At 62.6% G+C, this 21,417-nt stretch carries 18 protein-coding genes; 7 read left to right on the top strand and 11 right to left on the bottom strand.

The genetic code is table 11. The features are described 5' to 3' along the window. Positions 1-36 precede the first annotated feature (36 nt). Complete coding sequence (tusA, locus tag SLW74_RS14980; protein WP_192134779.1) at positions 37-312, bottom strand: sulfurtransferase TusA; 276 nt, start codon at positions 310-312, stop codon at positions 37-39. 249 nt (positions 313-561) lie between these two features. On the opposite strand from tusA, the gene SLW74_RS14975 reads away from it, so the two are divergent. From SLW74_RS14975 to SLW74_RS14950, 6 genes are read left to right on the top strand one after another with little or no spacing between them, the layout of a single operon-like run. Then, the gene (locus tag SLW74_RS14975) at positions 562-3,504 is read left to right on the top strand and encodes a monovalent cation/H+ antiporter subunit A (RefSeq protein ID WP_065986227.1); all 2,943 of its coding nucleotides are present in this window, start codon (positions 562-564) and stop codon (positions 3,502-3,504) included. Next, positions 3,504-3,848 carry a Na+/H+ antiporter subunit C gene (locus tag SLW74_RS14970; RefSeq protein WP_065986226.1) on the top strand — a complete coding sequence of 115 codons (345 nt, stop codon included), beginning with the start codon at positions 3,504-3,506 and terminating at the stop codon, positions 3,846-3,848. Before SLW74_RS14975 ends, SLW74_RS14970 begins: the two co-directional genes overlap by 1 nt. Then, the gene (locus SLW74_RS14965) at positions 3,845-5,524 is read left to right on the top strand and encodes a monovalent cation/H+ antiporter subunit D (RefSeq protein WP_065986225.1); all 1,680 of its coding nucleotides are present in this window, start codon (positions 3,845-3,847) and stop codon (positions 5,522-5,524) included. Before SLW74_RS14970 ends, SLW74_RS14965 begins: the two co-directional genes overlap by 4 nt. Then, a complete protein-coding gene (locus SLW74_RS14960; protein WP_065986224.1) occupies positions 5,521-6,009 on the top strand; it encodes a Na+/H+ antiporter subunit E in 489 nt (162 codons plus the stop codon). The genes SLW74_RS14965 and SLW74_RS14960 overlap by 4 nt, the downstream gene beginning before the upstream one ends. After that, positions 6,006-6,284, top strand: coding sequence for a K+/H+ antiporter subunit F (locus SLW74_RS14955; protein ID WP_065986223.1), 279 nt, complete (start codon positions 6,006-6,008; stop codon positions 6,282-6,284). Before SLW74_RS14960 ends, SLW74_RS14955 begins: the two co-directional genes overlap by 4 nt. Then, positions 6,281-6,646, top strand: a complete 366-nt coding sequence (locus SLW74_RS14950) for a Na+/H+ antiporter subunit G (RefSeq protein WP_410929349.1) — start codon at positions 6,281-6,283, stop codon at positions 6,644-6,646. Before SLW74_RS14955 ends, SLW74_RS14950 begins: the two co-directional genes overlap by 4 nt. Positions 6,647-6,753: 107 nt before the next feature. On the opposite strand, the gene SLW74_RS14945 is transcribed toward SLW74_RS14950, so the two are convergent. Then, the gene (locus SLW74_RS14945) at positions 6,754-7,221 is read right to left on the bottom strand and encodes a hypothetical protein (protein ID WP_410929348.1); all 468 of its coding nucleotides are present in this window, start codon (positions 7,219-7,221) and stop codon (positions 6,754-6,756) included. A gap of 493 nt (positions 7,222-7,714) precedes the next feature. Here SLW74_RS14945 and SLW74_RS14940 point away from each other — a divergent pair, with 493 nt between their 5' ends. Beyond that, on the top strand, positions 7,715-7,951 hold the full coding sequence (locus SLW74_RS14940) for a DUF2789 family protein (protein ID WP_065986220.1): 237 nt from the start codon (positions 7,715-7,717) through the stop codon (positions 7,949-7,951). A 93-nt stretch (positions 7,952-8,044) separates the two neighbouring features. On the opposite strand, the gene SLW74_RS14935 is transcribed toward SLW74_RS14940, so the two are convergent. The 9 genes from SLW74_RS14935 to SLW74_RS14895 all read right to left on the bottom strand — a co-directional run bounded on the left by SLW74_RS14935 (position 8,045) and on the right by SLW74_RS14895 (position 21,416). Beyond that, a complete protein-coding gene (locus SLW74_RS14935) occupies positions 8,045-9,508 on the bottom strand; it encodes a T6SS phospholipase effector Tle1-like catalytic domain-containing protein (protein ID WP_410929347.1) in 1,464 nt (487 codons plus the stop codon). Between the two features lie 273 nt (positions 9,509-9,781). After that, positions 9,782-10,885 carry a methyl-accepting chemotaxis protein gene (locus SLW74_RS14930; protein WP_410929383.1) on the bottom strand — a complete coding sequence of 368 codons (1,104 nt, stop codon included), beginning with the start codon at positions 10,883-10,885 and terminating at the stop codon, positions 9,782-9,784. A gap of 710 nt (positions 10,886-11,595) precedes the next feature. Continuing rightward, the gene (locus SLW74_RS14925) at positions 11,596-12,000 is read right to left on the bottom strand and encodes a TraR/DksA family transcriptional regulator (RefSeq protein WP_065986217.1); all 405 of its coding nucleotides are present in this window, start codon (positions 11,998-12,000) and stop codon (positions 11,596-11,598) included. Positions 12,001-12,349: 349 nt separating this feature from the next. After that, positions 12,350-13,372 (bottom strand): ABC transporter permease, encoded by a 1,023-nt coding sequence (locus SLW74_RS14920; protein ID WP_065986264.1) that lies wholly within the window; start codon positions 13,370-13,372, stop codon positions 12,350-12,352. 95 nt (positions 13,373-13,467) lie between these two features. After that, on the bottom strand, positions 13,468-15,030 hold the full coding sequence (locus tag SLW74_RS14915; RefSeq protein WP_369318724.1) for a sugar ABC transporter ATP-binding protein: 1,563 nt from the start codon (positions 15,028-15,030) through the stop codon (positions 13,468-13,470). Positions 15,031-15,115: 85 nt separating this feature from the next. Next, positions 15,116-16,042 (bottom strand): sugar ABC transporter substrate-binding protein, encoded by a 927-nt coding sequence (locus SLW74_RS14910; RefSeq protein WP_410929346.1) that lies wholly within the window; start codon positions 16,040-16,042, stop codon positions 15,116-15,118. Positions 16,043-16,578: 536 nt separating this feature from the next. After that, a complete protein-coding gene (locus tag SLW74_RS14905; protein WP_410929345.1) occupies positions 16,579-17,598 on the bottom strand; it encodes a Gfo/Idh/MocA family oxidoreductase in 1,020 nt (339 codons plus the stop codon). Between the two features lie 163 nt (positions 17,599-17,761). Further along, complete coding sequence (gene iolD / locus SLW74_RS14900) at positions 17,762-19,693, bottom strand: 3D-(3,5/4)-trihydroxycyclohexane-1,2-dione acylhydrolase (decyclizing) (RefSeq protein ID WP_410929344.1); 1,932 nt, start codon at positions 19,691-19,693, stop codon at positions 17,762-17,764. Between the two features lie 223 nt (positions 19,694-19,916). Then, positions 19,917-21,416, bottom strand: coding sequence for a CoA-acylating methylmalonate-semialdehyde dehydrogenase (locus tag SLW74_RS14895; RefSeq protein WP_065986212.1), 1,500 nt, complete (start codon positions 21,414-21,416; stop codon positions 19,917-19,919). Position 21,417 lies beyond the last annotated feature (1 nt).

Genomic DNA, 21,417 nt, shown 5'->3' with positions numbered 1-21,417 from the left:
GCGTGACGCGCAACGCGTCAGCGAGTAGGTCGCAAATCAGTCGAGCTTCTTGCGGATCCAGTACAGGAACTCGCCGTCGCCCGCCTGTTTATCCACCAGTTCGTGGCCGAGGAAGACACAGAATTTCGGGATATCCCGCTGGGTGGAAGGGTCGGTGGCGATCACCTTGAGCAGGCCGCCGGGCGGCAGGTCGCGCACCTTCTGGTGCAGCATCATGACCGGCTCGGGGCAATTGAGGCCGGTGGCGTCGAGCACGGCATCGACGGCGGGCCTTTCAATGGAATCAGACAGGGGGGCGATCGAATCAGACATGAGGGGGCTCCGGAAACAGGCCGGCATTGTCGCCTAATCGGTACATGCCGCCAATCGGCACTTTGCCTCGGCCCCTTCGCGAGCAAGCTCGCTCCCACCACAGGGCAGATAGCCGCCAACCTTACGCGAACCAGACTGTCAACTACGCTGCTGCCTACAAACTTTGTAGGATTCTGCGACATCTTGGCGTTTGGTCATCCCGGACCCGGCACGTATGATCCTTGACATTTCTCCGCAGATTAGAAGCCTATGTCCCTGATAGTTCTACTGCTTCTGCCTTTCATCGGCAGCTGTCTGGCGGCGCTTTTGCCGCACAACGCACGCAACAGTGAATCCCTCCTCGCCGGCCTGATCGCCTTGATTGGCGCGGTGCAGGTGGCATTGTGGTATCCACAGATCGCCCACGGCGGGGTCATCAGAGAAGAGTTCTTCTGGCTGCCCAGCCTGGGCCTGAACTTTGTTTTACGTCTGGACGGTTTCGCCTGGCTGTTCTCGATGCTGGTACTGGGGATCGGCGCGCTGGTGTCGCTGTATGCGCGTTATTACATGTCGCCGGACGACCCGGTGCCGCGCTTCTTCTCGTTTTTTCTGGCGTTCATGGGCGCCATGCTCGGACTGGTCATGTCCGGCAACCTCATTCAGATCGTGTTTTTCTGGGAGCTGACCAGCGTCTTCTCGTTCCTGCTGATCGGCTACTGGCACCACCGCGCCGACGCCCGACGCGGCGCTTACATGGCCCTGATGGTCACCGGCGCGGGCGGCCTTGCGCTGCTGGTGGGGATGATGCTGCTCGGGCATGTTGTTGGCAGTTATGACCTGGATCGCGTGCTGGCTTCAGGCGATGCGATTCGCGCCCACGCGCTGTACCCCGTGCTGCTGACGCTGATCCTGATCGGCGCGCTGAGCAAGAGCGCGCAATTCCCCTTCCACTTCTGGCTGCCCCACGCCATGGCGGCGCCGACACCGGTGTCGGCGTATCTGCACTCGGCGACCATGGTCAAGGCCGGGGTGTTCCTGCTGGCGCGCCTGTGGCCATCGCTGTCGGGCAGTGAGCAGTGGTTCTGGATCGTCAGCGGCGCGGGGGCGTGCACGCTGGTGATCGGCGCCTATTCGGCCATGTTTCAAAACGACCTCAAGGGCCTGCTGGCCTATTCCACCATCAGTCACCTGGGGCTGATCACCCTGCTGCTGGGCCTGAACAGTCCACTGGCCGCCGTCGCGGCGGTGTTTCACATCCTCAACCACGCCACGTTCAAGGCCTCGCTGTTCATGGCGGCGGGGATCATCGACCACGAAAGCGGCACCCGCGACATCCGCAAACTCAGCGGGCTGATCAAGCTGATGCCCTACACCGCGACGCTGGCCATGGTCGCCAGCGCATCAATGGCGGGGGTGCCGCTGCTCAATGGCTTCCTGTCCAAGGAAATGTTCTTCGCAGAAACGGTGTTCATCACCTCAACCGACTGGGTCGAGATCGCCCTGCCGGTGATCGCCACGATCGCCGGGATCTTCAGCGTGGCGTATTCGCTGCGCTTTACCGTCGACGTGTTCTTCGGCCCTAAAGCCACGCGCCTGCCTCACACGCCCCACGAGCCGCCGCGCTGGATGCGCCTGCCCGTGGAATTGCTGGTGCTGGCGTGCCTGATCGTCGGCATTTTTCCCACGCACTCCGTTGGCCCGTTGCTGGCCGCTGCGGCACAGCCGGTGGTGGGGGGTGAACTCCCCGAGTACAGCCTGGCGATCTGGCACGGGTTGAACGCGCCGATGATCATGAGCCTGATCGCCATGGCGGCTGGCATCGTTCTGTACCTGCTGCTGCGCGGCCCGATCAAGCGCAAACAGGTCAATGGCCCGCCGCTGATGTGGCGCCTGAACGGCAAGCGCATGTTCGAGCGCGTGCTGGTGTGGAAGATGCGCGGCGCCCGCCGACTGATGAGGCTGCTGACCACACGTCGTTTGCAGGCGCAGCTGTTTCTGATGGTGCTGGCCGCGCTGGTCGCCGGTTTCGTGCCGATGTACGAAAGCGGACTGAGCTGGGGCGATCGACCGAAGATCCCGGGTTCCGGCGTGTTTGTGATGCTCTGGTTGATCGCCATTGCCTGCGCCATCGGCGCCGCCTGGCAAGCCAAGTACCACCGTCTGGCGGCCGTGACCATGGTCAGCGTCTGCGGGTTGATGACCTGCGTGACCTTCGTCTGGTTTTCCGCGCCGGACCTGGCACTGACCCAACTGGCGGTAGAAGTCGTCACCACGGTGTTGATCCTGCTGGGCCTGCGCTGGCTGCCGCGACGTAACGAAAACGTGCCACCACCGTCCCAGGCGCGACGCCGGGCCAAGGTGCGGCGGATCCGCGACTTCGTCCTCGCCGTGGCGGTGGGTGGCGGCATGGCGGTGTTGTCCTACGCGATGCTGACGCGGCCGACGCCGAACGCCATTTCCGAGTTTTACCTGAGCCGTGCCCTGGCCCAGGGCGGCGGCACCAATGCGGTCAACGTCATGCTCGTGGACTTCCGTGGCTTCGACACCTTTGGCGAAATCACCGTGCTGGCCGTGGTGGCGCTGACGGTCTTTGCCCTGCTGCGGCGCTTCCGCCCGCCGAAAGAAAGCATCGCCCTGCCGGCGCAACAGCGCTTGCTGGCCCGTGACGTGGTCACCGATCTGGTCAATCCGCGTCACGCCGCCGATACCGCGCTGGGCTTCATGATGGTGCCGGCGGTGCTGGTGCGCCTGCTGTTGCCGGTGGCTTTTGTGGTCTCGATGTACCTGTTCATGCGCGGGCATAACCAGCCGGGCGGCGGTTTCGTGGCCGGGCTGGTCATGTCGGTGGCGTTCATCCTGCAATACATGGTCGCCGGCACCCAGTGGGTCGAGGCCAACATGAGCCTGCGGCCGTTGCGCTGGATGGGCACCGGGCTGTTCTTCGCGCTGGCCACGGGTCTGGGCTCGATGGCCCTCGGTTATCCGTTCATGACCACCCACACCGCGCATGTGGTCCTGCCGATACTGGGTGACCTGCACATCGCCAGCGCGCTGTTTTTCGACATCGGCGTGTACGCGGTGGTGGTCGGCTCGACCCTGTTGATCCTCACGGCGCTGGCTCACCAGTCGGTGCGCAGCCATCGCCCGACCTCGCTGCCGCAGCCCATTGAACCGGTCCCGGCCGACAGTCCGATTTCACAAGGAGCCATCTGATGGAAGAAGTCATCGCCATTGCCATCGGCGTGCTTGCCGCCTCCGGCGTGTGGCTGATCCTGCGTCCACGGACCTTTCAGGTCGTGATGGGCCTGTGCCTGCTGTCCTACGGCGTCAATCTGTTTATCTTCAGCATGGGCAGCCTGTTCATCGGCAAGGAGCCGATCATCAAGGACGGCGTGCCCCAGGACCTGCTCAATTACACCGATCCCCTGCCCCAGGCGCTGGTGCTGACGGCCATCGTCATCAGCTTCGCCATGACTGCGCTGTTCCTGGTGGTGCTGCTGGCGTCGCGCGGTCTGACCGGCAACGACCACGTCGACGGCCGGGAGCTGGGTGAATGAGTGTGATGAATCAACTGATCGTCGCACCGATCCTGCTGCCGGTGCTCACCGCTGCGCTGGTGCTGTGGCTCGGCGAGAAACACCGCCCGCTGAAAGCGCGGATCAACCTGTTCTCCACCGGACTCGGCCTGGCGATCGCCATCACGCTGATGATCTGGGTGCAGAAGACCGGCACCACCGGCTCCATCGGCGTGTACTTGCCGGGCAACTGGGAGGCGCCGTTCGGCATCGTGCTGGTGGTCGATCACCTGTCGGCGCTGATGCTGGTGCTGACCGGCATCGTCGCCTTCTGCGCCCTGCTCTTCGCCCTGGCCCGTTGGGACCGCGCCGGCGCCAGTTTCCACGCGCTGTTTCAGATTCAACTGATGGGGTTGTATGGCGCCTTTCTTACTGCCGACCTGTTCAACCTGTTCGTGTTCTTCGAGGTTTTGCTGGCGGCATCTTATGGCCTGATGCTGCACGGCTCGGGCCGCGCGCGGGTGTCGGCGGGCCTGCATTACATCACCATCAACCTGCTGGCTTCGTCGTTGTTTCTGATTGGCGCGGCGCTGATTTACGGCGTCACCGGTACGCTGAACCTGGCCGACCTGGCCGTGAAAATTCCTCAGGTGCCGGAGGGCGATCTGGGCTTGCTGCACGCGGGCGCGGCCATTCTGGCAGTGGCGTTTCTGGCCAAGGCCGGCATGTGGCCGCTGAATTTCTGGCTGGTGCCGGCGTATTCCGCCGCCAGCGCACCGGTGGCGGCGCTGTTCGCGATCATGACCAAGGTCGGTTTCTACACGCTGCTGCGGCTGTGGACGCTGCTGTTTTCCGGTCAGGCCGGCGCGTCGGCGTTCTTCGGCGGGGACTGGCTGATCTGGGGGGGCATGGCCACCGTGACCGTGGCGGCGATTTCAGTGGTGGCCGCCCAGCGCCTGGAGCGCATGGCCAGTCTGAGCATTCTGGTGTCGGCGGGGATCCTGCTCTCGGCGGTCGGTTTCGCGCAGCCGAGCCTGACCGCAGGCGCACTGTTTTATCTGGTCAGCTCGACCCTGGCGCTCAGCGCGATGTTCCTGCTGGCGGAGTTGATCGAACGCTCACGCTCGGCCAATGACATCGCCCTCGACGAGGACGCCGACCAGTTGCCCAAGGCGCTGGAGTCGTTGCACCCGGTGCCGGGGACCAATCTGGATGACGAGCAGAAAGCCGTGGTCGGCCACGTCATCCCCTGGACCATGGCGTTTCTGGGCCTGAGTTTCATTGCCTGCGCGCTGTTGATCATCGGCATGCCGCCGCTGTCGGGTTTTCTCGGCAAGCTGACGCTGATCAGCGCCCTGCTCAATCCGCTGGGCCTTGATGTGGCGAAGGCCGAAGCCATTCGCGGCGACAGTTGGACGCTGGTGGCACTGCTGATTATTTCCGGACTGACGTCGCTGTTTGCCTTCGTGCGGGTCGGCATCAAACGCTTCTGGACGCCCCAGGAACACGCGGCGCCACTGCTGCGGCTCAACGAATGCCTGCCGATCGCCTTGCTGGTGGGCTGCGCCATCGTGCTGACGTTCAAGGCCCAGGCGCTGTTGCATTACACCCAGGACACCGCCCAGGCGCTGCATGACCCGCAGCAATACGTGCTCTCCGTCAAGGCAGCCAGGCCGATACCGGGGCCCGCTTCGGCAGCGGCGGAGGTGCAGCCATGAAGCGCCTGTTTCCCGCGCCACTGTTGTCGCTGTCGCTGTGGGGGTTGTGGCTGTTGCTGAACCTGTCGCTGAGCCCGGGCAACCTGCTGCTGGGCGCCCTGCTCGGCTTTTTCGCGCCCTACATCTTCGCGCCGTTGCGCCCTTCGCCCGCGCGAATCCGCAAACCCGGCGCCGCACTGCGCTTGTTCTTGCTGGTGGGCCGCGATGTGGTGGTGTCCAATCTGGCCGTCGCCTGGGGCGTACTGCGCGCGGGCCGCCGTCCACCGCGCTCGGCCTTCGTCAAGGTGCCGCTGGACCTGCACGACGCCCACGGCCTCGCGGCGCTGGCGATGATCTGCACGGTGGTGCCGGGCACGGTCTGGTCTGAACTGGCGCTGGATCGCAGCGTGCTGCTGATGCATGTGTTCGATCTGGACGACGAAGCTGCCTTCATCGAGCACTTCAAGAGCACGTACGAACGGCCACTGATGGAGATTTTCCAATGAGCGCCCTGCTCACAAACGCGATTCTGTTTACGCTGTCGGTGTTCACCCTCGCCATGGTCCTGACCTTGATCCGCCTGTTCAAAGGCCCGTCGGCGCAGGACAGGGTGCTGGCGCTGGACTACCTGTACATCCTGGCGATGCTGATGATGCTGGTGCTGGGGATTCGCTATGCCAGTGACACCTACTTCGAGGCGGCGCTGCTGATCGCACTGTTCGGCTTCGTCGGCTCATTTGCGCTGGCCAAATTTCTGTTGCGCGGCGAGGTGATCGAATGAATTCGCTGCAGGTTCTGCCGTTCTGGGTCGAAGTGCTGACCGCCGTCCTGCTGGTGCTGAGCAGCCTGTTCGGGCTGATCGGCGCGCTGGGTCTGTTGCGCATGAAAGACTTTTTTCAGCGCATGCACCCGCCTGCCTTGGCGTCGACCCTCGGGGCGTGGTGCGTGGCGCTGGCGTCCATCGTCTACTTCTCGGCGCTGAAGGAAGGTCCCGTGCTGCACGCGTGGCTGATCCCGGTCCTGCTCGCCATCACCGTGCCGGTCACCACCTTGCTGCTGGCGCGCACCGGACTCTTTCGCAAGCGCATGGCCGGTGACGACGTACCACCTGAAGTCAGCGACGGCAGACAGCAAGGGCATTGATGCTGTGCCGTTGGCGATAGCCGGACGCACGCATGCCCGCCACCCATCGCTTGTGGCGTGGGGGGATGTGGGCGCGTTCCGTGTGCAGGTGTGTTGAAGCGCGGTGCTTACTCGCTGGCTTTGAACGTCAGCTCGCCCTTGCGCCATTTCGCGGCTTTGGCGGTGGCGGCTTTGAGGACTGTGCTCAGGCCGGACTCAATCTGCTCGTGGGCGGCGAACACCATGAAGATGCTGTGGGACTCTTTGAACACGATGCCCTGGCCTTCAGGCACTTCGACAAACGCGTATTCGCCCAGACCATAGATGGTCATCCTGATGTCGCGAAAGCGGATTTCGAACTTGCCGCCTTCGCGGCTGGGCAATACCGCGGCACGGAAGTGGTCACCCACTTTCAGCTCCAGACCGGGTTTGTCATCGACCACCAGTGCGGTGTCGGTGTCGATCTCCGACATGTAAATGCCTTCAGGGGATTGTTCGATGACGTAAACGAATCGCGCCTGGAATAGCTTCACCAACTTCGCGCGCACGTCGCCGAGCACGAATAACGCGTGGGTATCCAGATTACCTACTGCCAATGTACAAACTCCCAACCAGATAGGAACTCGCCCGGACAGCGGACCGGGCGAGAAAAAAACGAGAAATGGTGCGTCCTGAAGCCGGACGCTGGCGTGGGTACGGATTCTACCGGCAGTCAGTCTATACGGGCTATATCCCTTTCGTCCGCTGCGATGACGTTTTTGCCGCCATACGATGTTTCGGTGGGACTGGCCCGACACGGCAAGACGCCATCGGATGTTTGAGTGGGGTGGATTCACCCCAGTAAAGAGCCATGCGATTTTTTTAGCGGGACCGGCTTCAGCCGGGAAGTGGCCTGATTGGGCACCATTAATTTCGCGGTGTGCCACCTGACGCTTTCCCGGCTAAAGCCAGTCCTACTAACAGCGCGTGGTGTGTCGGCGGCTCTTCAGGCAATCAGTTAGAACTCTTGCCTGCCGCGCGTACTCCCATGCAGCAGAAGGTTACTCACTGACACGCCAACCCGGGTCCTTGACCCGTTCGGGAGAAAAAATGGAAATCATGACGCCGTCGCTTGAAATGTTGTTCGAACAACTGGGGCTGGAGTCCGATCAGGCCAGCATCGACGCATTTGTCGCCGCGCACCAACTGCCGGAAGGTGAGAAGGTCTCCGAAGCCGATTTCTGGACGGAGAATCAAGCCGGACTGCTCAAGGAGAAGATTCAGCTGGATGACGATTGGGCGCCCATCGTTGACGAGCTGAATGTGTTGCTGCACACGCCGACCTGACCCGGCGCACGTGTGAAAAAGGCGGCCCTTCGAGGCCGCCATTTTTTTGCCTGATCCGCCATTATCGTGCCCCAACCCCTCAAGGCAGCCCGGTCACTGTGGGTAACCGGGCTGGCCGACATTGGAAAACATCTGCCGCCCATTCCGCGCAGGCGCGTGCACGAAAAGGCCATCCACCAGCGCATCGCGTCGGGCGTTGTTCCAGTGCGCCGAGCGATGGATGTAGCGCTGATGCAACAGCGTCAGCTCGGCGTCGTTCAGCACCCCGCCCTCTCCTTTTGCATGGCTGATCAGCTTGGCGGCGATGGGACGCAATTCTGGTGGCAGGGTGATTTCTGCGGAATCACGGATCGGCAAAAACGGCACACCTTCGTCACTCGCCAGGGTGTGCATGAGCCGCAGGTAAACGTGGGCAAGGTGGTTGTAGACGCGGCGTTCCAGCGTCACCGTCGCGACCACCGTTTTGACCCCGCGTGAGCTGCTGGCAAACCGTTCGAAACATTCAACGCCCAGCGAAGCGCTCTCATCGGTGGGGTCGAGCAGACGCCTGGCGTCGAGGGTGGACAGCTCGGCGTGGGCCTGCAGCCAGGCGTCCGTTTCGTCGTAGGGCGTGTTGACGCAAGCCAGGCTGCGGCGTGGCCGGAACAGCGACACCTTCTCGACTTCCTGGGGCTGGTAGCCGCCGCCGATGTCCGAATGGCTGCCGGGCAGCACGATTTCCCGGGGCCAGTCGGGCTTGACGCTGTTTAGGACGAAATTGCGCCGATGCTCATCGCCGGCCACCAAATGCAGCACCTGCTGCGCGCACCCGGGCGGCAGAAACAGATTGACCCGTTTATTGACCGCATCCCGAACGCTGCCCAGATCGGAGATCCCACCGACGGCGGCCACGGTGTCGAACAGCCCGATAACCTTCAACCGTACGCTGCCGCTGGCCCATGAGAAGCTGTCCGACAGCGGCAGTTTGCGTGGGTCCAGAACCGGGTCCAGCGCGCCCCGGGATTTTTTCAGCACTTCGTTGGCCAGATGCCGGGCCGAGGCCGCACCCCGACTGAAGCCAAACACGTCCAGTTCCAGCGCACCGATGACACAACCCGGGTTATCGCTTTCAAACATCTGAAGTTCGTCGGCGAGTTTTTTGATGCCCCGTGACACTTTCGCCACCACGCCGGTGGTGCCGCGACCAAAGCCCTGGCCCGACACGCGTGAATCGCGCCCGCCAGAGGTGGTGCCAACGCCGCTGACATACACCGCACCATATACATACAGGCCGTCGGCTTTAATGATCGCCTTGCGCTGTTGCTTATATAAGCCGGCCAGTCTCGCGATATTGGTGGGGCTGTTGCTGTAACTGCTGCCGGGGTCAGTGTGTCGGCCACCACACTCTTTTATATGCACGCCGCCGTAGACTTCCGCCATGGCCTCGCAGTCGGCGCCTATCTGGCTATTGACGCGATTATTACCGGTCCCGTCGAAGAACACACCGAGACGAACGGTGACTTCCGGCGCGTCGGTGCGGGAATCGGCCGACGCGTGAGTGATAGTTTTCTTTGTCATTTGATTCATCCGTGAGTACTGACATGAGTCCCGAACAGGCATTTACATATTCGGACATATACTCACAGGATGATCGCAGTTAACGTCCCGTCAACCGATGGAACTGCACTTCAGACGCTTCCTACTTCAATATCGGACGTTTAAATAATTAAAGGGCCTTAGTCTCACAACTAACGCTCCGCGAAGAGCTGCAAGCTTCAAGCGACAAGCCACAAGACGCCCGATCACTGCTCACTGCTCTTCACTTGAAGCTTGTAGCTTGCCACTCAGTCCTCAGCTTTTCTCCGGCCTATAACCCAGCCGCAGCCCGCCCCAATGCCGGCCCTTGACCATGACAGGCACGGAAAGATCGTGCATCAGTTCGCCGGTGTCGCGGGTGTAGGTCTGCAACAGAACCGGCTGCTGGTGACTGCCGCAGCGAATCCCGGTGCGGTCGTCGAACTTGCGCTTGGTGCGGTTGTTGACCGCGTCGACTGCCGTGTCGCCCGTCAAAGGTCGGCTGAACGCCTGATTGTGGGTCGGCACGTAGCCTTGCTGGGTGCAGGCGATAGCGAACACAAGACCCTCATGACGGGTCAGCAGCGGTTCCTGAATGGCCGGCAGCGTCTGGTCGGTGTAGCGGTCGAAGCGCGTCTGGTACTTGGCTGGCGAGGTGTTGGCGATGGGCTGATAGGTGCGGTCGAACAGATCGGTCAGGCTGACCCGGCCCTGATCGATGTCCTCCTCGAACGTGGCGGCGATCTGGCTGGCGCCTTCGCGGGCGAGGTCGTAAATGCGCTGGTGATAGTCATCCAGACCGACCTGGGCCAGGCGTTCGCTGATGGTTTCCGCCTGCTCCTCCATCTGCAACGCCGATTGCGCCAGGCGCCGGGTCTGGTCATCGCTGACGGCAAGGTCGCTGCGCATTTGCTCGACGGCCACGAACAGGCTGCTCAATTGCGCCTGATTGGTCTGGGCGCCCCGCGCGATCTCACCCACTTGCTGCTCTACGCCAACCGCCAGCTGAGCGATGCTCGCCAGTTGCTGACCGGTGGATTCGACCTGCGCCACGCCGCCACTCAGGTCGCCCGACAACTGCCGGATCTGCTCGACCACCTGACGGGTGCGCTGCTGGATATCAACGACCATCTCCCCGACTTCACTGGTCGCCGTCGCCGTGCGCCCGGCCAGCCCGCGCACTTCATCGGCCACCACCGCAAAGCCACGGCCGTGTTCGCCGGCCCGCGCGGCTTCGATGGCGGCGTTGAGGGCGAGCAGATTGGTCTGGCTGGCGATGGACTGAATCACCGCCGTCACACGCTGAATGTCTTCGCTGCGCTGGCTGAGCGCTTCGATCAGTTCACGGCTGCTGTCGGCCCGCTCACTGAGTTGGTGCATCAGGCCGATGGAAGCGTTGAGGACGTTGAGCCCGGCGCCGCTGCTCTCCCGCGCCTGGCTGGCGGCCGTCAGCGCTTGCTGGCTGAGGGTCGACGTGGCGCGCTCGGTAGCGATCATCACATCGGCGCTGCTGACGATCTGCTCGGCCGCGTTGACCTGAGACTGCAGCTTGCCCGCCAGTTGCCTGACCGAAAACGCCACGGCCGCAGCAGACAACGCGTTGTGACTGGTGCTTCGGGACAGGTCCCGGGTCAGACGGGTCATGGTGTCTTCGCCCGCCTCTCCCGCCGCCACCGGCGTTCGGCCGGCGAACAGCGGCGGCAACCACAGAATCAACAGCGCGACGGGCAGGCACACGTAAACGGACACATAACCCCACGCCATCGCCGCAAACAGCAGGCACAAGCCAAGGCTTTGCAGGGCGGGCGTCAGCCAGCGCGAACCGGTGACGACCTGACTGTCGACGGCCGCGTGCGCGGGGTGGGAGGGTGTTGCTGCGTGACGACCTTTCGCATCCATGTCCGGGACCTGCCCTGCTTTCATTATTGTGAAAGCATTAAACGCCCAAATAGCGGCCATGCGCCATGAGTCATTGGTGGTAGTCGGTCGGAATGTGCTGCGACGGGGGGGGGGGGGCTATACGGTAGGCGCTTGAACGGTGCGCAAGGGAACGGCTCGACCACCCGTTGCGGGCGGTCGAACCCGATGGATCACGCCTGACGCTGGTGGCGGTCGATCTGCTCGTGACGTTCCTGAGCTTCGATGCAATACTTGGTGGTCGGGCTGATCAGCAGGCGCTTGAGGCCAATCGGCTCGCCGCTGTCTTCGCACCAGCCAAAGCTGTCGTCAGCGATGCGGCTCAAGGCCATTTCCAGCTGAGGCAGCATGCGCTGATCGCGGTCAATCACGTTCACCAGCCAGTGGCGCTCTTCTTCCACGGAAGCGGCGTCGGCAGGGTCAGCCGGGGTGTCCAGGCTTTCGATCGCGATACGGCTCTGCTCGATGCGCTCGTGGATTTCGACTTTCATGGCTTGCAACAGGCCGACGAAGAACGCGTGTTGCTCGGCGTTCATGTAGTCATCGGCCGGCATCGCCAGCAACTTTTCCTTGGTCATTGATTTCTCTATAAAAAAACGTGCATTAAGGCGATCTCAAAGGTGCGCCTCAACCTGGCATTAAACGCGCCGTAGTCTCGAAGCGCCGCTTGGCACTCAATTTACGAGGGGCGGCAGTCTAAGGCCGGGTTCGGTACTCGGCAACATAATTGATCAGGATTCGTCCAACAAGGGCCGCAATACCCGGTGGCATTGGGTCGCGCCGGGGATTTGATCGCACCCTTCACCCGGCCCGGGCGTCCTCGAAACGAGGCAGATGGTGTCTGACCGACCGTGGCGTGATCGGTTCAAACCGATGAAAAACGAAAAGGGCCTGCAATGAGGCCCTCTTTGATGACGCCTGAACGACTCAGCGCTTGAGCTTGCGCTTGTTGCGGTACTGATCGATGACCACGGCGACGACAATGATCAGGCCCTTGATGATGTCCTGCACGTAGGCATCGACGCCGACGAAGGTAAAGCCGCTGGCCATGACCCCGAGGATCAGCGCGCCGATCACCGTGCCGGTGATCCGTCCGACGCCACCGGCCAGGCTCGTGCCGCCGATCACCGCCGCCGCGATGGCGTCCAGCTCGTAGGAAACGCCCATGCCGGCCTGCCCGGTGGCCGCCCGTGCCGACGCCACCACCCCGGCCAGCCCGGCCAGCAGACCCGCGATGCTGTAGACGATCACCAGATGCCGCTTGACGTTGATCCCCGAGGTGCGCGCCGCCTGCATGTTGCCGCCGATGGCGTAGGTGTATTTGCCGTACTTGGTGTAGCGCAGGGCAATGTGAAAGATCACCGCGACCACCAGAAAGATGATCACCGGCATGGCGCCCTGGCCGATCGCGGTGTAGGAGTCATTCAGCATGCTCACGGGTTGGCCGCCGGTGTAGTAGCGCGCCAGCCCCCGCGCCGAGACCATCATGCCCAGCGTGGCAATGAACGGCGGGATGCCGGTGATGGCGATGATGCTGCCGTTGATCGCCCCGGCGAGCAGCCCCACCCCAAGGCCGGCGATGACGGGCGCCCACACCGGCAGATCGGTCAGCGACGGAAACACGGCGCGGGTGTAGTCCGACGATTGCGCCAGGCTGGCGGCAATCATCGCCGACAGCGCCAGCACCGAACCTGACGACAAGTCGATGCCGGTGGTGATGATGACCTGGGTCACGCCGATGGCCAGCAGGCCGATGATCGACACCTGCAGAATCATCAGCACCAGCCGCTGGGAATTCATCAGAAAGCTCTGATCGCGGACGATCCACCCGAACAACTCGAAGATCAGACCAATGCCGATCAGCACCAGAAAGATGCTCAGTTCGGTGGGCAGCCGGCGCTTGTGCTTGCGGGGCGCCAGAGCGGGTTTGTTTTCCAGCATCGCGTTCATCTTCATGTGTGCCTCTTGTTCTTGTGCGACCCGACTGGGGCAGTGTGACTGGGGCGTGGTGCAGTGCTTGAATCGGAGCGTCAATAGCCCGAGATTCAGTGGACCGGGTTTCCGGACGCCAGGTGCATGACCCGCTCCTGGGTGGCCTCGGCGCGGTCGAGGGTGCCCATCATTTCGCCTTCGTGCATGACCATGACCCGGTCGCTCATCCCCAGCACTTCCGGCAGTTCGGAAGAAATCATGATCACCGCCATGCCCTCGCTGGCGAGCAGGGAAATCAGCCGATAGATCTCGGCCTTGGCGCCGACGTCGATGCCGCGGGTGGGCTCATCGAGGATCAGCACCCGCGGGTTGGTCATCAGCCAGCGCGCCAGCAGCGCCTTCTGCTGATTGCCGCCGGACAGCGTGTCGATGCACTGCTCAAGGGACGGCGTCTTCACCCGCAGCTTTTTGCACATGTCTTCGCACAGCACGCGCAAGGCTTTCTGGTGGACAAAACCGTTGCCAGCGTAATGGGGCAGCACCGCCATCTCCATGTTTTCCAGCACCGACAGGCACGGAAACAGGCCGCTGAGCTTGCGATCCTCGGTGAGCAACGCGAAGCCCTTCTCGATGGCGAAGTGCGGGTCGCTGACACGGATCGGCGTGCCGTCGAGGAGGATTTCCCCGCGCGTACTGGGGGTGATGCCGAAGATCGTTTCAGCGACATTGGTGCGCCCCGAGCCCATCAGCCCGGCGATGCCCAACACTTCGCCGGCGTGCAGGTCGAACGACACGCCTTCGAACACGCCGTTGAGCGACAGGTCGCGAACCGACAGCAGCAACTTGCCCACGGGCTGGTCGCGTTCGGGAAACAGCTGGGTGAGTTCACGGCCAACCATCATCGAAATCAGGCTGTCGCCGTTCATGCTGTCGGCCCGCTGCAGACCGATATAGGCGCCGTCCCGGAACACCGCCACCTCATCGGCGATGGCGAACACTTCGTTCATCTTGTGGGTGATGTAGATGATGCCCTTACCCTGGGCCCGCAGGTCGGCAATGATCGAAAACAGGTGGGCGACCTCCGTCTCGGTAATGGCGGAGGTCGGCTCGTCCATGATCAGTACGTCGGAGTCGTAGGAAACGGCCTTGGCGATCTCGACCATCTGACGCTCGGCGATGCTCAGGTTGCCGACCATCTCCTCTGGATCGAGGTTGATGCGCAGGCGTCCGAGCAATTGCGCCGTGCAGCGGTGCATCGCACGGTGGTCAACCATGTGCAGGCCGTTAAGCTGCTCGCGGCCGATCCAGATGTTCTCGGCGATGCTCATGTGGGGCATCAGGTTGAGCTCCTGATGGATCATGGCAATGCCCGATTGCAGCGCCGCCAGCGGGGACTGAAACACCACCGGCTCGCCACGCAGGCGGATTTCACCGGTGTCGGGCTGGTAGATGCCGGCGATGATTTTCATCAGCGTGGACTTGCCCGCGCCGTTCTCGCCCATCAGCGCCAGCACGCTGCCGGGCCGCACGCGCAGTTGCACGTTGTCCAGCGCCACCACCCCGGGGAAGCCCTTGCTGATGTTGGTGATTTCCAGCAGATAAGGGTGCTCGGCGTCGTTCGTCGTCCCGGAGACAGGCGAGAGGGTTGAAGCCGAAGCGGTTGTGGAAGCGAACATGGTCACAGGCTCCTCGGGTGACAGGGTCGGCAGAGGCACGGCCAGGCGGTGCTCTGCCGGGTGTCAGTCGGTCTGAGATGAGCGGTTATTTGAAGGTGTTGACGTTGTCAGGCGTGATCAGCTTGAAGGGAATCACGATGGCCTGTTCGGGCAGCGTTTCCTTCTTCGCCAGTTTCACGGCCGCATCGATTGCGCCCTCGCCCTGCCCCTTGGCGTCCTGAAACACCGAGACCGAGAGGTCGCCTTTCTTGACCGCGCTCAGACCGTCCGGCGTGCCGTCGACACCGGCCACAAACACCTCCCCTTTCTTGCCCGCCTGCTTCAGCGCCATGGCCGCACCGATGGCCATTTCGTCGTTGTTGGAGATGACCGCCTTGAAGTCGCGGCCCTGGGTCAGCCAGTCATTGGTGACGTCCATGCCTTTCTGCCGCTGCCAGGCGCCGGTCTGCTCCTGAGTGACCTTGATGTCGGGGTAGTTTTTCAGGACTTCCTTGACGCCCGCCGTGCGGTCGCGGGTCGAGTTATTGGCCAGCTCACCGAGCAAGATGACGACGTTGCCCTTGCCGTCCATTTTCTTGGCCAGGTATTCCATTTGCATGCGCCCTGCTTCCTTGTCGTCGGAGGTCACAGAGGCAACGCCTGCGGGCAGCTTCGGATCGTCCGGACGGCGGTTGACGTAGACCAGCGGAATGCCGGCATCCGTGGCAGCCTTGGTGATCTTCACGGTGGCTTCGGTGTCGACGGGGTTGACGATCAGTGCGTCAACCTTCTTGCCAATCAGCTCTTGCACCTGATCGAGCTGTTTGTTCACGTCATTGCGGCCATCGACAAACTGCAAATCGACGCCGCCCATGGCTTTGACTTTCTTGTCCATGTCCTCGCGCATGTAGGTCAGGTACGTGTCATCGAACTGCGACATGGACACGCCGATCTTCAGGTCGGCGGCCAGGGTGGCGCCGCTGCTCAGCATGAGGGCTAGAGCGAGTGAGGTGAAACGGAGCGGGGTATTCATGAACGGTCTTTCTCCAGATTCTTGTTGTTGTAATGACAGGGATGATGACGGCTGGAGGTACTGACACTCAGCGCGGAGCAGTGCGCGCTGTGTCTGAAAGGTGCGCGACCGAACCACCCGATGCGCCGCATACCACAACCCCGCGGCGTTGGACGCAGAGCACATGGGCGATGGTTTCGAGGGCGGACTCGACAGCGGGGGCGGCGTTGATCAATCTGTGGGAAACAGCGCGGGGAATAGCAGGAAGCGCGAGTAAGAAGGGACGGCAAGCCTTGGCGGCTGATCTGAGAATATTCATTGGCGGTACCTGTCTGCGATTGGCTTTCTTGTTTTTGTGTCGCTCGTTCGGCCTGCTGCCGGGAGACCCGGCACCAGGCGCTGACGGCGATCGTCGGCAACCTGGAAATGACTCTATTGGAAAATAATTTCTACTTCAACAGCTTTTAGAATTAATTTCTATTTTCGGTTTGATGCGCCTTGTTCGGGCAATCCGGTGGGTGCAGCGCACTCCCTCGCGGGACATTCGGGTGCACGTCCTACAGCACAACCACCCTGCCCTCCATCGCGCTGATCCTCGCGGCATCCAGCACGCGGGCCGAGGCAACCGCATCGTTTGCATCCACAGGATTACGCCCCTGATTCATCACCGCTTCCTGCCACTGCCGGTAAAACTCGGTCCAGCAGCCACGCTCCGACGGGACCCGCTCGCGGTGCTCGCCCTGCTGGAACCAGCCCCAGCGTCGGTGTTCTTCCACGCCCCAGCGATCGCCTTCGGATCGGGGGGACAACCCGGCCAGTGCGGCAGCTTCCTGACCGTCGAGGCCCTCCACGGTATAGCAGCCCTGTGAACCGTTGACTCGAAAACGCGGGCCCTGGGCGTTTTGCAGGCAGTTGCCCCAGAGGTGCGAAACCACGCCGTTGGCATGGGTCAGTGAAATAAAGAAGCCGTGATCGACCTTTTGCTCCGGCGTCGCGAACTCAAGCTCGGCGTACACCCGCTTCACCGGCCCGAACAGCAGCAGTGCCTGATCCACCAGATGGCTGCCGAGATCGCGGAGAATGCCGCCGCCGCTTTCCTTGCCAACCGAGGACGGCGAATAGCGCTCGACCCGGGACTCGAAGCGGCTGATGTCGCCGAGAACGCCCTGATCGATCAGCTTGCGCACGGTGAGAAAATCCGAGTCCCAGCGACGGTTCTGGTACACGCCCAGCAGCACGCCTCGGCGTTCGGCGGCGTCTACCAGTTCCTGGGCCGCCTGGGCATCCGGCGCGAACGGTTTGTCGCTGACGACCGGGACGCCGAGTGCGATGGCTTCGAGAATCAAGGCACGGCGGGAGGCCAGCGGCGTCGAGATCACCACCGCATCGACACCGGCCGCGACCAGATCGGCCAGGCTGTCGAAGGCCGGGACCTTGGGGTAATCGTTGCGCAGGTCCTGGCGGCGTTCCGGCGAACGGGTGACCACGCCGGCAAACGTCATGCCGGGCTGGCTGGCAATCAGCGGCGCGTGAAAGTAACGCCCGCCCTTGCCGTAGCCGATGAGTCCGATTTTCATAAGTAATCTCCTTGCCCTGTAGGAGCGTGGCTTTGTCCCGCGATCGGCGACGCAGTCGTCGTCAATCCAGCCAATGCGGTGTATCAGACACATCGCGTTGCCTGAATGTGCTGCCGGTTCCCGGCAGATCGCGGGACAAGCCACGCTCCTACAGGGCCTGTGTTCAATACTGGCGGGCCTTGGCCAACGCCGCTTTTTGCCGCTCGTACGCCTCGGCCGTTGTTCCCGTGGTCGACACCTGCGCCACGCCCACGCGCCACCACGACAGGTAGCCGTGGATCATGGTTTTCGGCAGCACCTTGATGTCGATCAGCGTCGAAACGGTCTGCAGGCGCGCATCGGCCAGTGCCGCTTCCAGCTCCCGGGCGTTGCTGACCTTGTAGGTCTTGCAGCCATACGCCGCGGCACTCATGGCGAAATCCACCGGCACGAAGTCGCCATCCAGCTGACCGGTCTCGGGATTGCGGTAGCGGAATTCCGTACCAAAACTGCCCATGCCGTTGCCCATCTGCAAATTGTTGATGCAACCGAAGGCCATGTTGTCGAGCAGTATCACGTTGATCTTGCGCCGTTCCTGAATCGAGGTGGCCAGTTCCGAGTGCAGCATCATGTAGGAACCGTCACCCACCAGCGCGTACACCTCGCGCTCCGGCGCCGCCATTTTCACGCCCAACGCGGCGTTGACCTCATAGCCCATGCAGGAATAGCCGTACTCGACGTGGTAACTGTCGACGCTGGTGCTGCGCCACGTCCGCTGCAAATCGCCGGGCAGACTGCCGGCCGCCGCGACGATGACCGCGTCTGAGGGCAATTGCTGGTTGAGCACCCCCAATACCCGGCTCTGGGTCAGGCACGAACCGGTCATTTCGATGAAATCGCGCAGCACCTGCGGGTCGAGATGGCCGCTGACTTCCGGCTCGAAAGCCTCGGCCTGGTATTCCACGGCGTACAGCCGATCCACTTCCGCATCCAGAGCAGCCCTCGCCTCGCGCGGCTGATTGCCCCACTGCGCGCGGTAGTCCCCCAACTGATCCGACAGGGAGCGAAGCGCCAGGCGCGCATCGGCCAACACCTGCACGCCATCGAGTTTCTGCACATCGAATGCGCCGACGTTGAGGTTGAGGAATTGCACGTCAGGGTTCTGGAACAGGGATTTGGAGCCGGTGGTGAAATCGCTGTAACGGGTGCCGACGCCGATGATCAGGTCCGCCTCCCGGGCCAGGGTATTCGCCGCCAGGGTGCCGGTCTCGCCGATGCCGCCCATGTTCAGTGGATGGGCGGAGACGATGGCGCTTTTGCCTGCCTGGGTCTCGCTGAACGGGATGCCGAAGCGCTCGGCGAACGCCTGCAACTCGGCGGCCGCACCGGAATAACGCACGCCGCCGCCACAGATCAGCAGCGGCTTGCGTTTGCCTTTGAGCAGCGTCACGGCATCGTTGAGCATCGCTTCGGTGGGCGGACGGCGGTCGATGCGGTGCACGCGCTTTTGCAGGAATGAATCGGGGTAGTGGTAGGCTTCGGCCTGCACGTCCTGGGGCAGTGCCAGGGTGACGGCGCCGGTTTCGGCAGGGTCCGTGAGCACGCGCATGGCGTTGAGGGCCGCGCTCATCAGCTGCTCGGGGCGGTTGATGCGGTCCCAGTATTTGCTCACGGCCTTGAAGGCGTCATTGGTGCTGATGCTGAGGTCATGGAACTGTTCGATCTGTTGCAGCACCGGATCGGGCTGGCGACTGGCGTAGACATCGCCGGGCAGCAACAACAGCGGAATGCGATTGGCCGACGCGGTGGCCGCGGCAGTGATCATGTTGGCGGCGCCGGGGCCGACCGACGAGCTACAGGCGTAGACCTTGCGCCGCAGGTGTTGCTTGGCAAAACCCATGGCGGCGTGGCACATGCCTTGTTCGTTGCGGCCTTGATGGACGATGAGCTCGCCGCTGTCCTGCTCCAGCGCCTGGCCCAGGCCGAGCACGTTGCCGTGACCGAAAATGGTGAACACCCCGGCGACGAACTTGCTCTGCACGCCGTCGACTTCGACGTACTGGTTATCGAGAAACTTCACCAGGGCCTGGGCCATGGTCAATCGAGTCGTGGTCATGCTTGCACCTTGCTGTTATTGGCGGTGATGAAAGCCCTGGGAATGGTTAGCGGACTTGGCTGACTGGGCTGAATATTCAGACTCAGCGATGATCCCTGTGGGAGTGAGCTTGCTCACGAAGGGGCCGGTCCGTCTGGCACATCCCCAGTGGCCATACAGCCGCCTTCGCGAGCAAGCTCGCTCCCACATCGACCGCGTTCAGCAAACGATTAACGTTGTTCCCCTACTTCGCCGTCGGCATGCTGAATTCCGCGCCCTTGGCGATGCTGTCCGGCCAGCGCTGCATGACGCTCTTGTAGCGGCTGTAGAACCGCAGGCCTTCTTCGCCGTAGGCATGGTGATCGCCGAACAGCGAGCGTTTCCAGCCGCCGAACGAATGCCAGGCCATCGGCACCGGGATCGGCACGTTGATGCCCACCATGCCGACCTTGATGTTGCGCGCAAAGGCCCGGGCAATGCCGCCGTCGCTGGTGAAGCACGACACGCCGTTGCCGAATTCGTGGGCGTTGATCAGCTCCACCGCCGAGGCAAAATCAGGCACGTGGACGATGCCCAGCACCGGTCCGAATATTTCCTCCTTATAGATAGTCATCTCCGGCGTCACCTCATCGAACAGCGTGGCACCGACGAAGAAGCCCTGTTCCGCCCCCGGCACGGTGAAGTTGCGCCCGTCGACAATCAGCTTCGCGCCCTCTTGCACGCCCTGGGCGATGTAGCCTTCGACCTTGGCCTTGTGCACCGCCGTGACCAGCGGGCCCATGTCCGAGTCGGCGTTCATGCCGTTGCCGACCTTGAGGGCATCGATGCGCGGCAGCAGCTTGTCGATGAGTTTCTGCCCCACGTCACCCACCACCACGGCGATAGAAATCGCCATGCAGCGCTCGCCCGCCGAACCGTAAGCCGCGCCGATCAATGCGTCGGCAGCCTGATCCAGGTCGGCATCGGGCATGACGATCATGTGGTTTTTCGCACCGCCGAGAGCCTGCACGCGCTTGCCGTGGGCCGTGCCCTGCTGATGAATGTATTCGGCGATGGGCGTGGAGCCGACAAAGGAAATCGCCTCGATGCCCTTGTGCTGCAACAGCGCGTCCACGGCCACTTTGTCGCCCTGCACCACGTTGAACACGCCATCCGGCAGGCCCGCCTGTTTCAACAGTTGCGCCATCAGCAGACTTGCAGACGGGTCGCGTTCGGACGGCTTGAGGATGAAGCAGTTGCCGGTGACCAGCGCCATGGGGATCATCCACAGCGGCACCATCACCGGGAAATTGAACGGCGTGACGCCGGCGCAGACGCCCAGTGGCTGACGCAGGTTCCAGTTGTCGATGCCGCCACCGATGTTGTCGCTGTAGTCGCTTTTCAACAGGCTCGGCGCGCCACAGGCGAACTCGACGATCTCGATACCGCGCACCACTTCGCCCTTGGCATCGGAAAACACCTTGCCGTGCTCGCGGCAGATGATGGCCGCCAGCTCGTCATGGTGCTGGTCCAGCAGCTCCTTGAACTTGAACATGACCCGCGCACGGCGCAGGGACGACTGATCCGCCCAAGCGGGAAACGCCGCCTGGGCAGCGGCAACGGCTTCATCGACGGTCTTCAGTTCCGCCAGCGCGACCCGGGCCTGCACGGCGCCGGTGGCCGGATTGAACACATCGCTGAAACGCTCGGCGCTGTCGTGAATCTGGCCGTTGATGTAGTGGCCGATGATCGGGGCAGTGCTCATT

This window comes from Pseudomonas sp. W5-36, from assembly GCF_046540455.1.
Classification (GTDB): Bacteria; Pseudomonadota; Gammaproteobacteria; order Pseudomonadales; family Pseudomonadaceae; genus Aquipseudomonas; species Aquipseudomonas graminis_B.
Note: the sequence above shows the minus strand (reverse complement) of the source record. Positions and strands in the feature narration are given on the sequence as shown.

What these genes read in the sequence shown, in the direction of transcription:
- SLW74_RS14905 (WP_410929345.1), bottom strand. Translation starts at nt 17,598, where the DNA reads ATGAAAATCGGACTCATCGGCTACGGCAAGGGCGGGCGTTACTTTCAC.
- SLW74_RS14940 (WP_065986220.1), top strand. Translation starts at nt 7,715, where the DNA reads ATGGAAATCATGACGCCGTCGCTTGAAATGTTGTTCGAACAACTGGGG.
- SLW74_RS14930 (WP_410929383.1), bottom strand. Translation starts at nt 10,885, where the DNA reads ATGCACCAACTCAGTGAGCGGGCCGACAGCAGCCGTGAACTGATCGAA.
- SLW74_RS14935 (WP_410929347.1), bottom strand. Translation starts at nt 9,508, where the DNA reads ATGACAAAGAAAACTATCACTCACGCGTCGGCCGATTCCCGCACCGAC.
- iolD (WP_410929344.1), bottom strand. Translation starts at nt 19,693, where the DNA reads ATGACCACGACTCGATTGACCATGGCCCAGGCCCTGGTGAAGTTTCTC.
- SLW74_RS14965 (WP_065986225.1), top strand. Translation starts at nt 3,845, where the DNA reads ATGAGTGTGATGAATCAACTGATCGTCGCACCGATCCTGCTGCCGGTG.
- SLW74_RS14920 (WP_065986264.1), bottom strand. Translation starts at nt 13,372, where the DNA reads ATGAACGCGATGCTGGAAAACAAACCCGCTCTGGCGCCCCGCAAGCAC.
- SLW74_RS14955 (WP_065986223.1), top strand. Translation starts at nt 6,006, where the DNA reads ATGAGCGCCCTGCTCACAAACGCGATTCTGTTTACGCTGTCGGTGTTC.
- SLW74_RS14915 (WP_369318724.1), bottom strand. Translation starts at nt 15,030, where the DNA reads ATGTTCGCTTCCACAACCGCTTCGGCTTCAACCCTCTCGCCTGTCTCC.
- SLW74_RS14975 (WP_065986227.1), top strand. Translation starts at nt 562, where the DNA reads ATGTCCCTGATAGTTCTACTGCTTCTGCCTTTCATCGGCAGCTGTCTG.
- SLW74_RS14970 (WP_065986226.1), top strand. Translation starts at nt 3,504, where the DNA reads ATGGAAGAAGTCATCGCCATTGCCATCGGCGTGCTTGCCGCCTCCGGC.
- SLW74_RS14950 (WP_410929349.1), top strand. Translation starts at nt 6,281, where the DNA reads ATGAATTCGCTGCAGGTTCTGCCGTTCTGGGTCGAAGTGCTGACCGCC.
- SLW74_RS14895 (WP_065986212.1), bottom strand. Translation starts at nt 21,416, where the DNA reads ATGAGCACTGCCCCGATCATCGGCCACTACATCAACGGCCAGATTCAC.
- SLW74_RS14960 (WP_065986224.1), top strand. Translation starts at nt 5,521, where the DNA reads ATGAAGCGCCTGTTTCCCGCGCCACTGTTGTCGCTGTCGCTGTGGGGG.
- SLW74_RS14925 (WP_065986217.1), bottom strand. Translation starts at nt 12,000, where the DNA reads ATGACCAAGGAAAAGTTGCTGGCGATGCCGGCCGATGACTACATGAAC.
- tusA (WP_192134779.1), bottom strand. Translation starts at nt 312, where the DNA reads ATGTCTGATTCGATCGCCCCCCTGTCTGATTCCATTGAAAGGCCCGCC.
- SLW74_RS14910 (WP_410929346.1), bottom strand. Translation starts at nt 16,042, where the DNA reads ATGAATACCCCGCTCCGTTTCACCTCACTCGCTCTAGCCCTCATGCTG.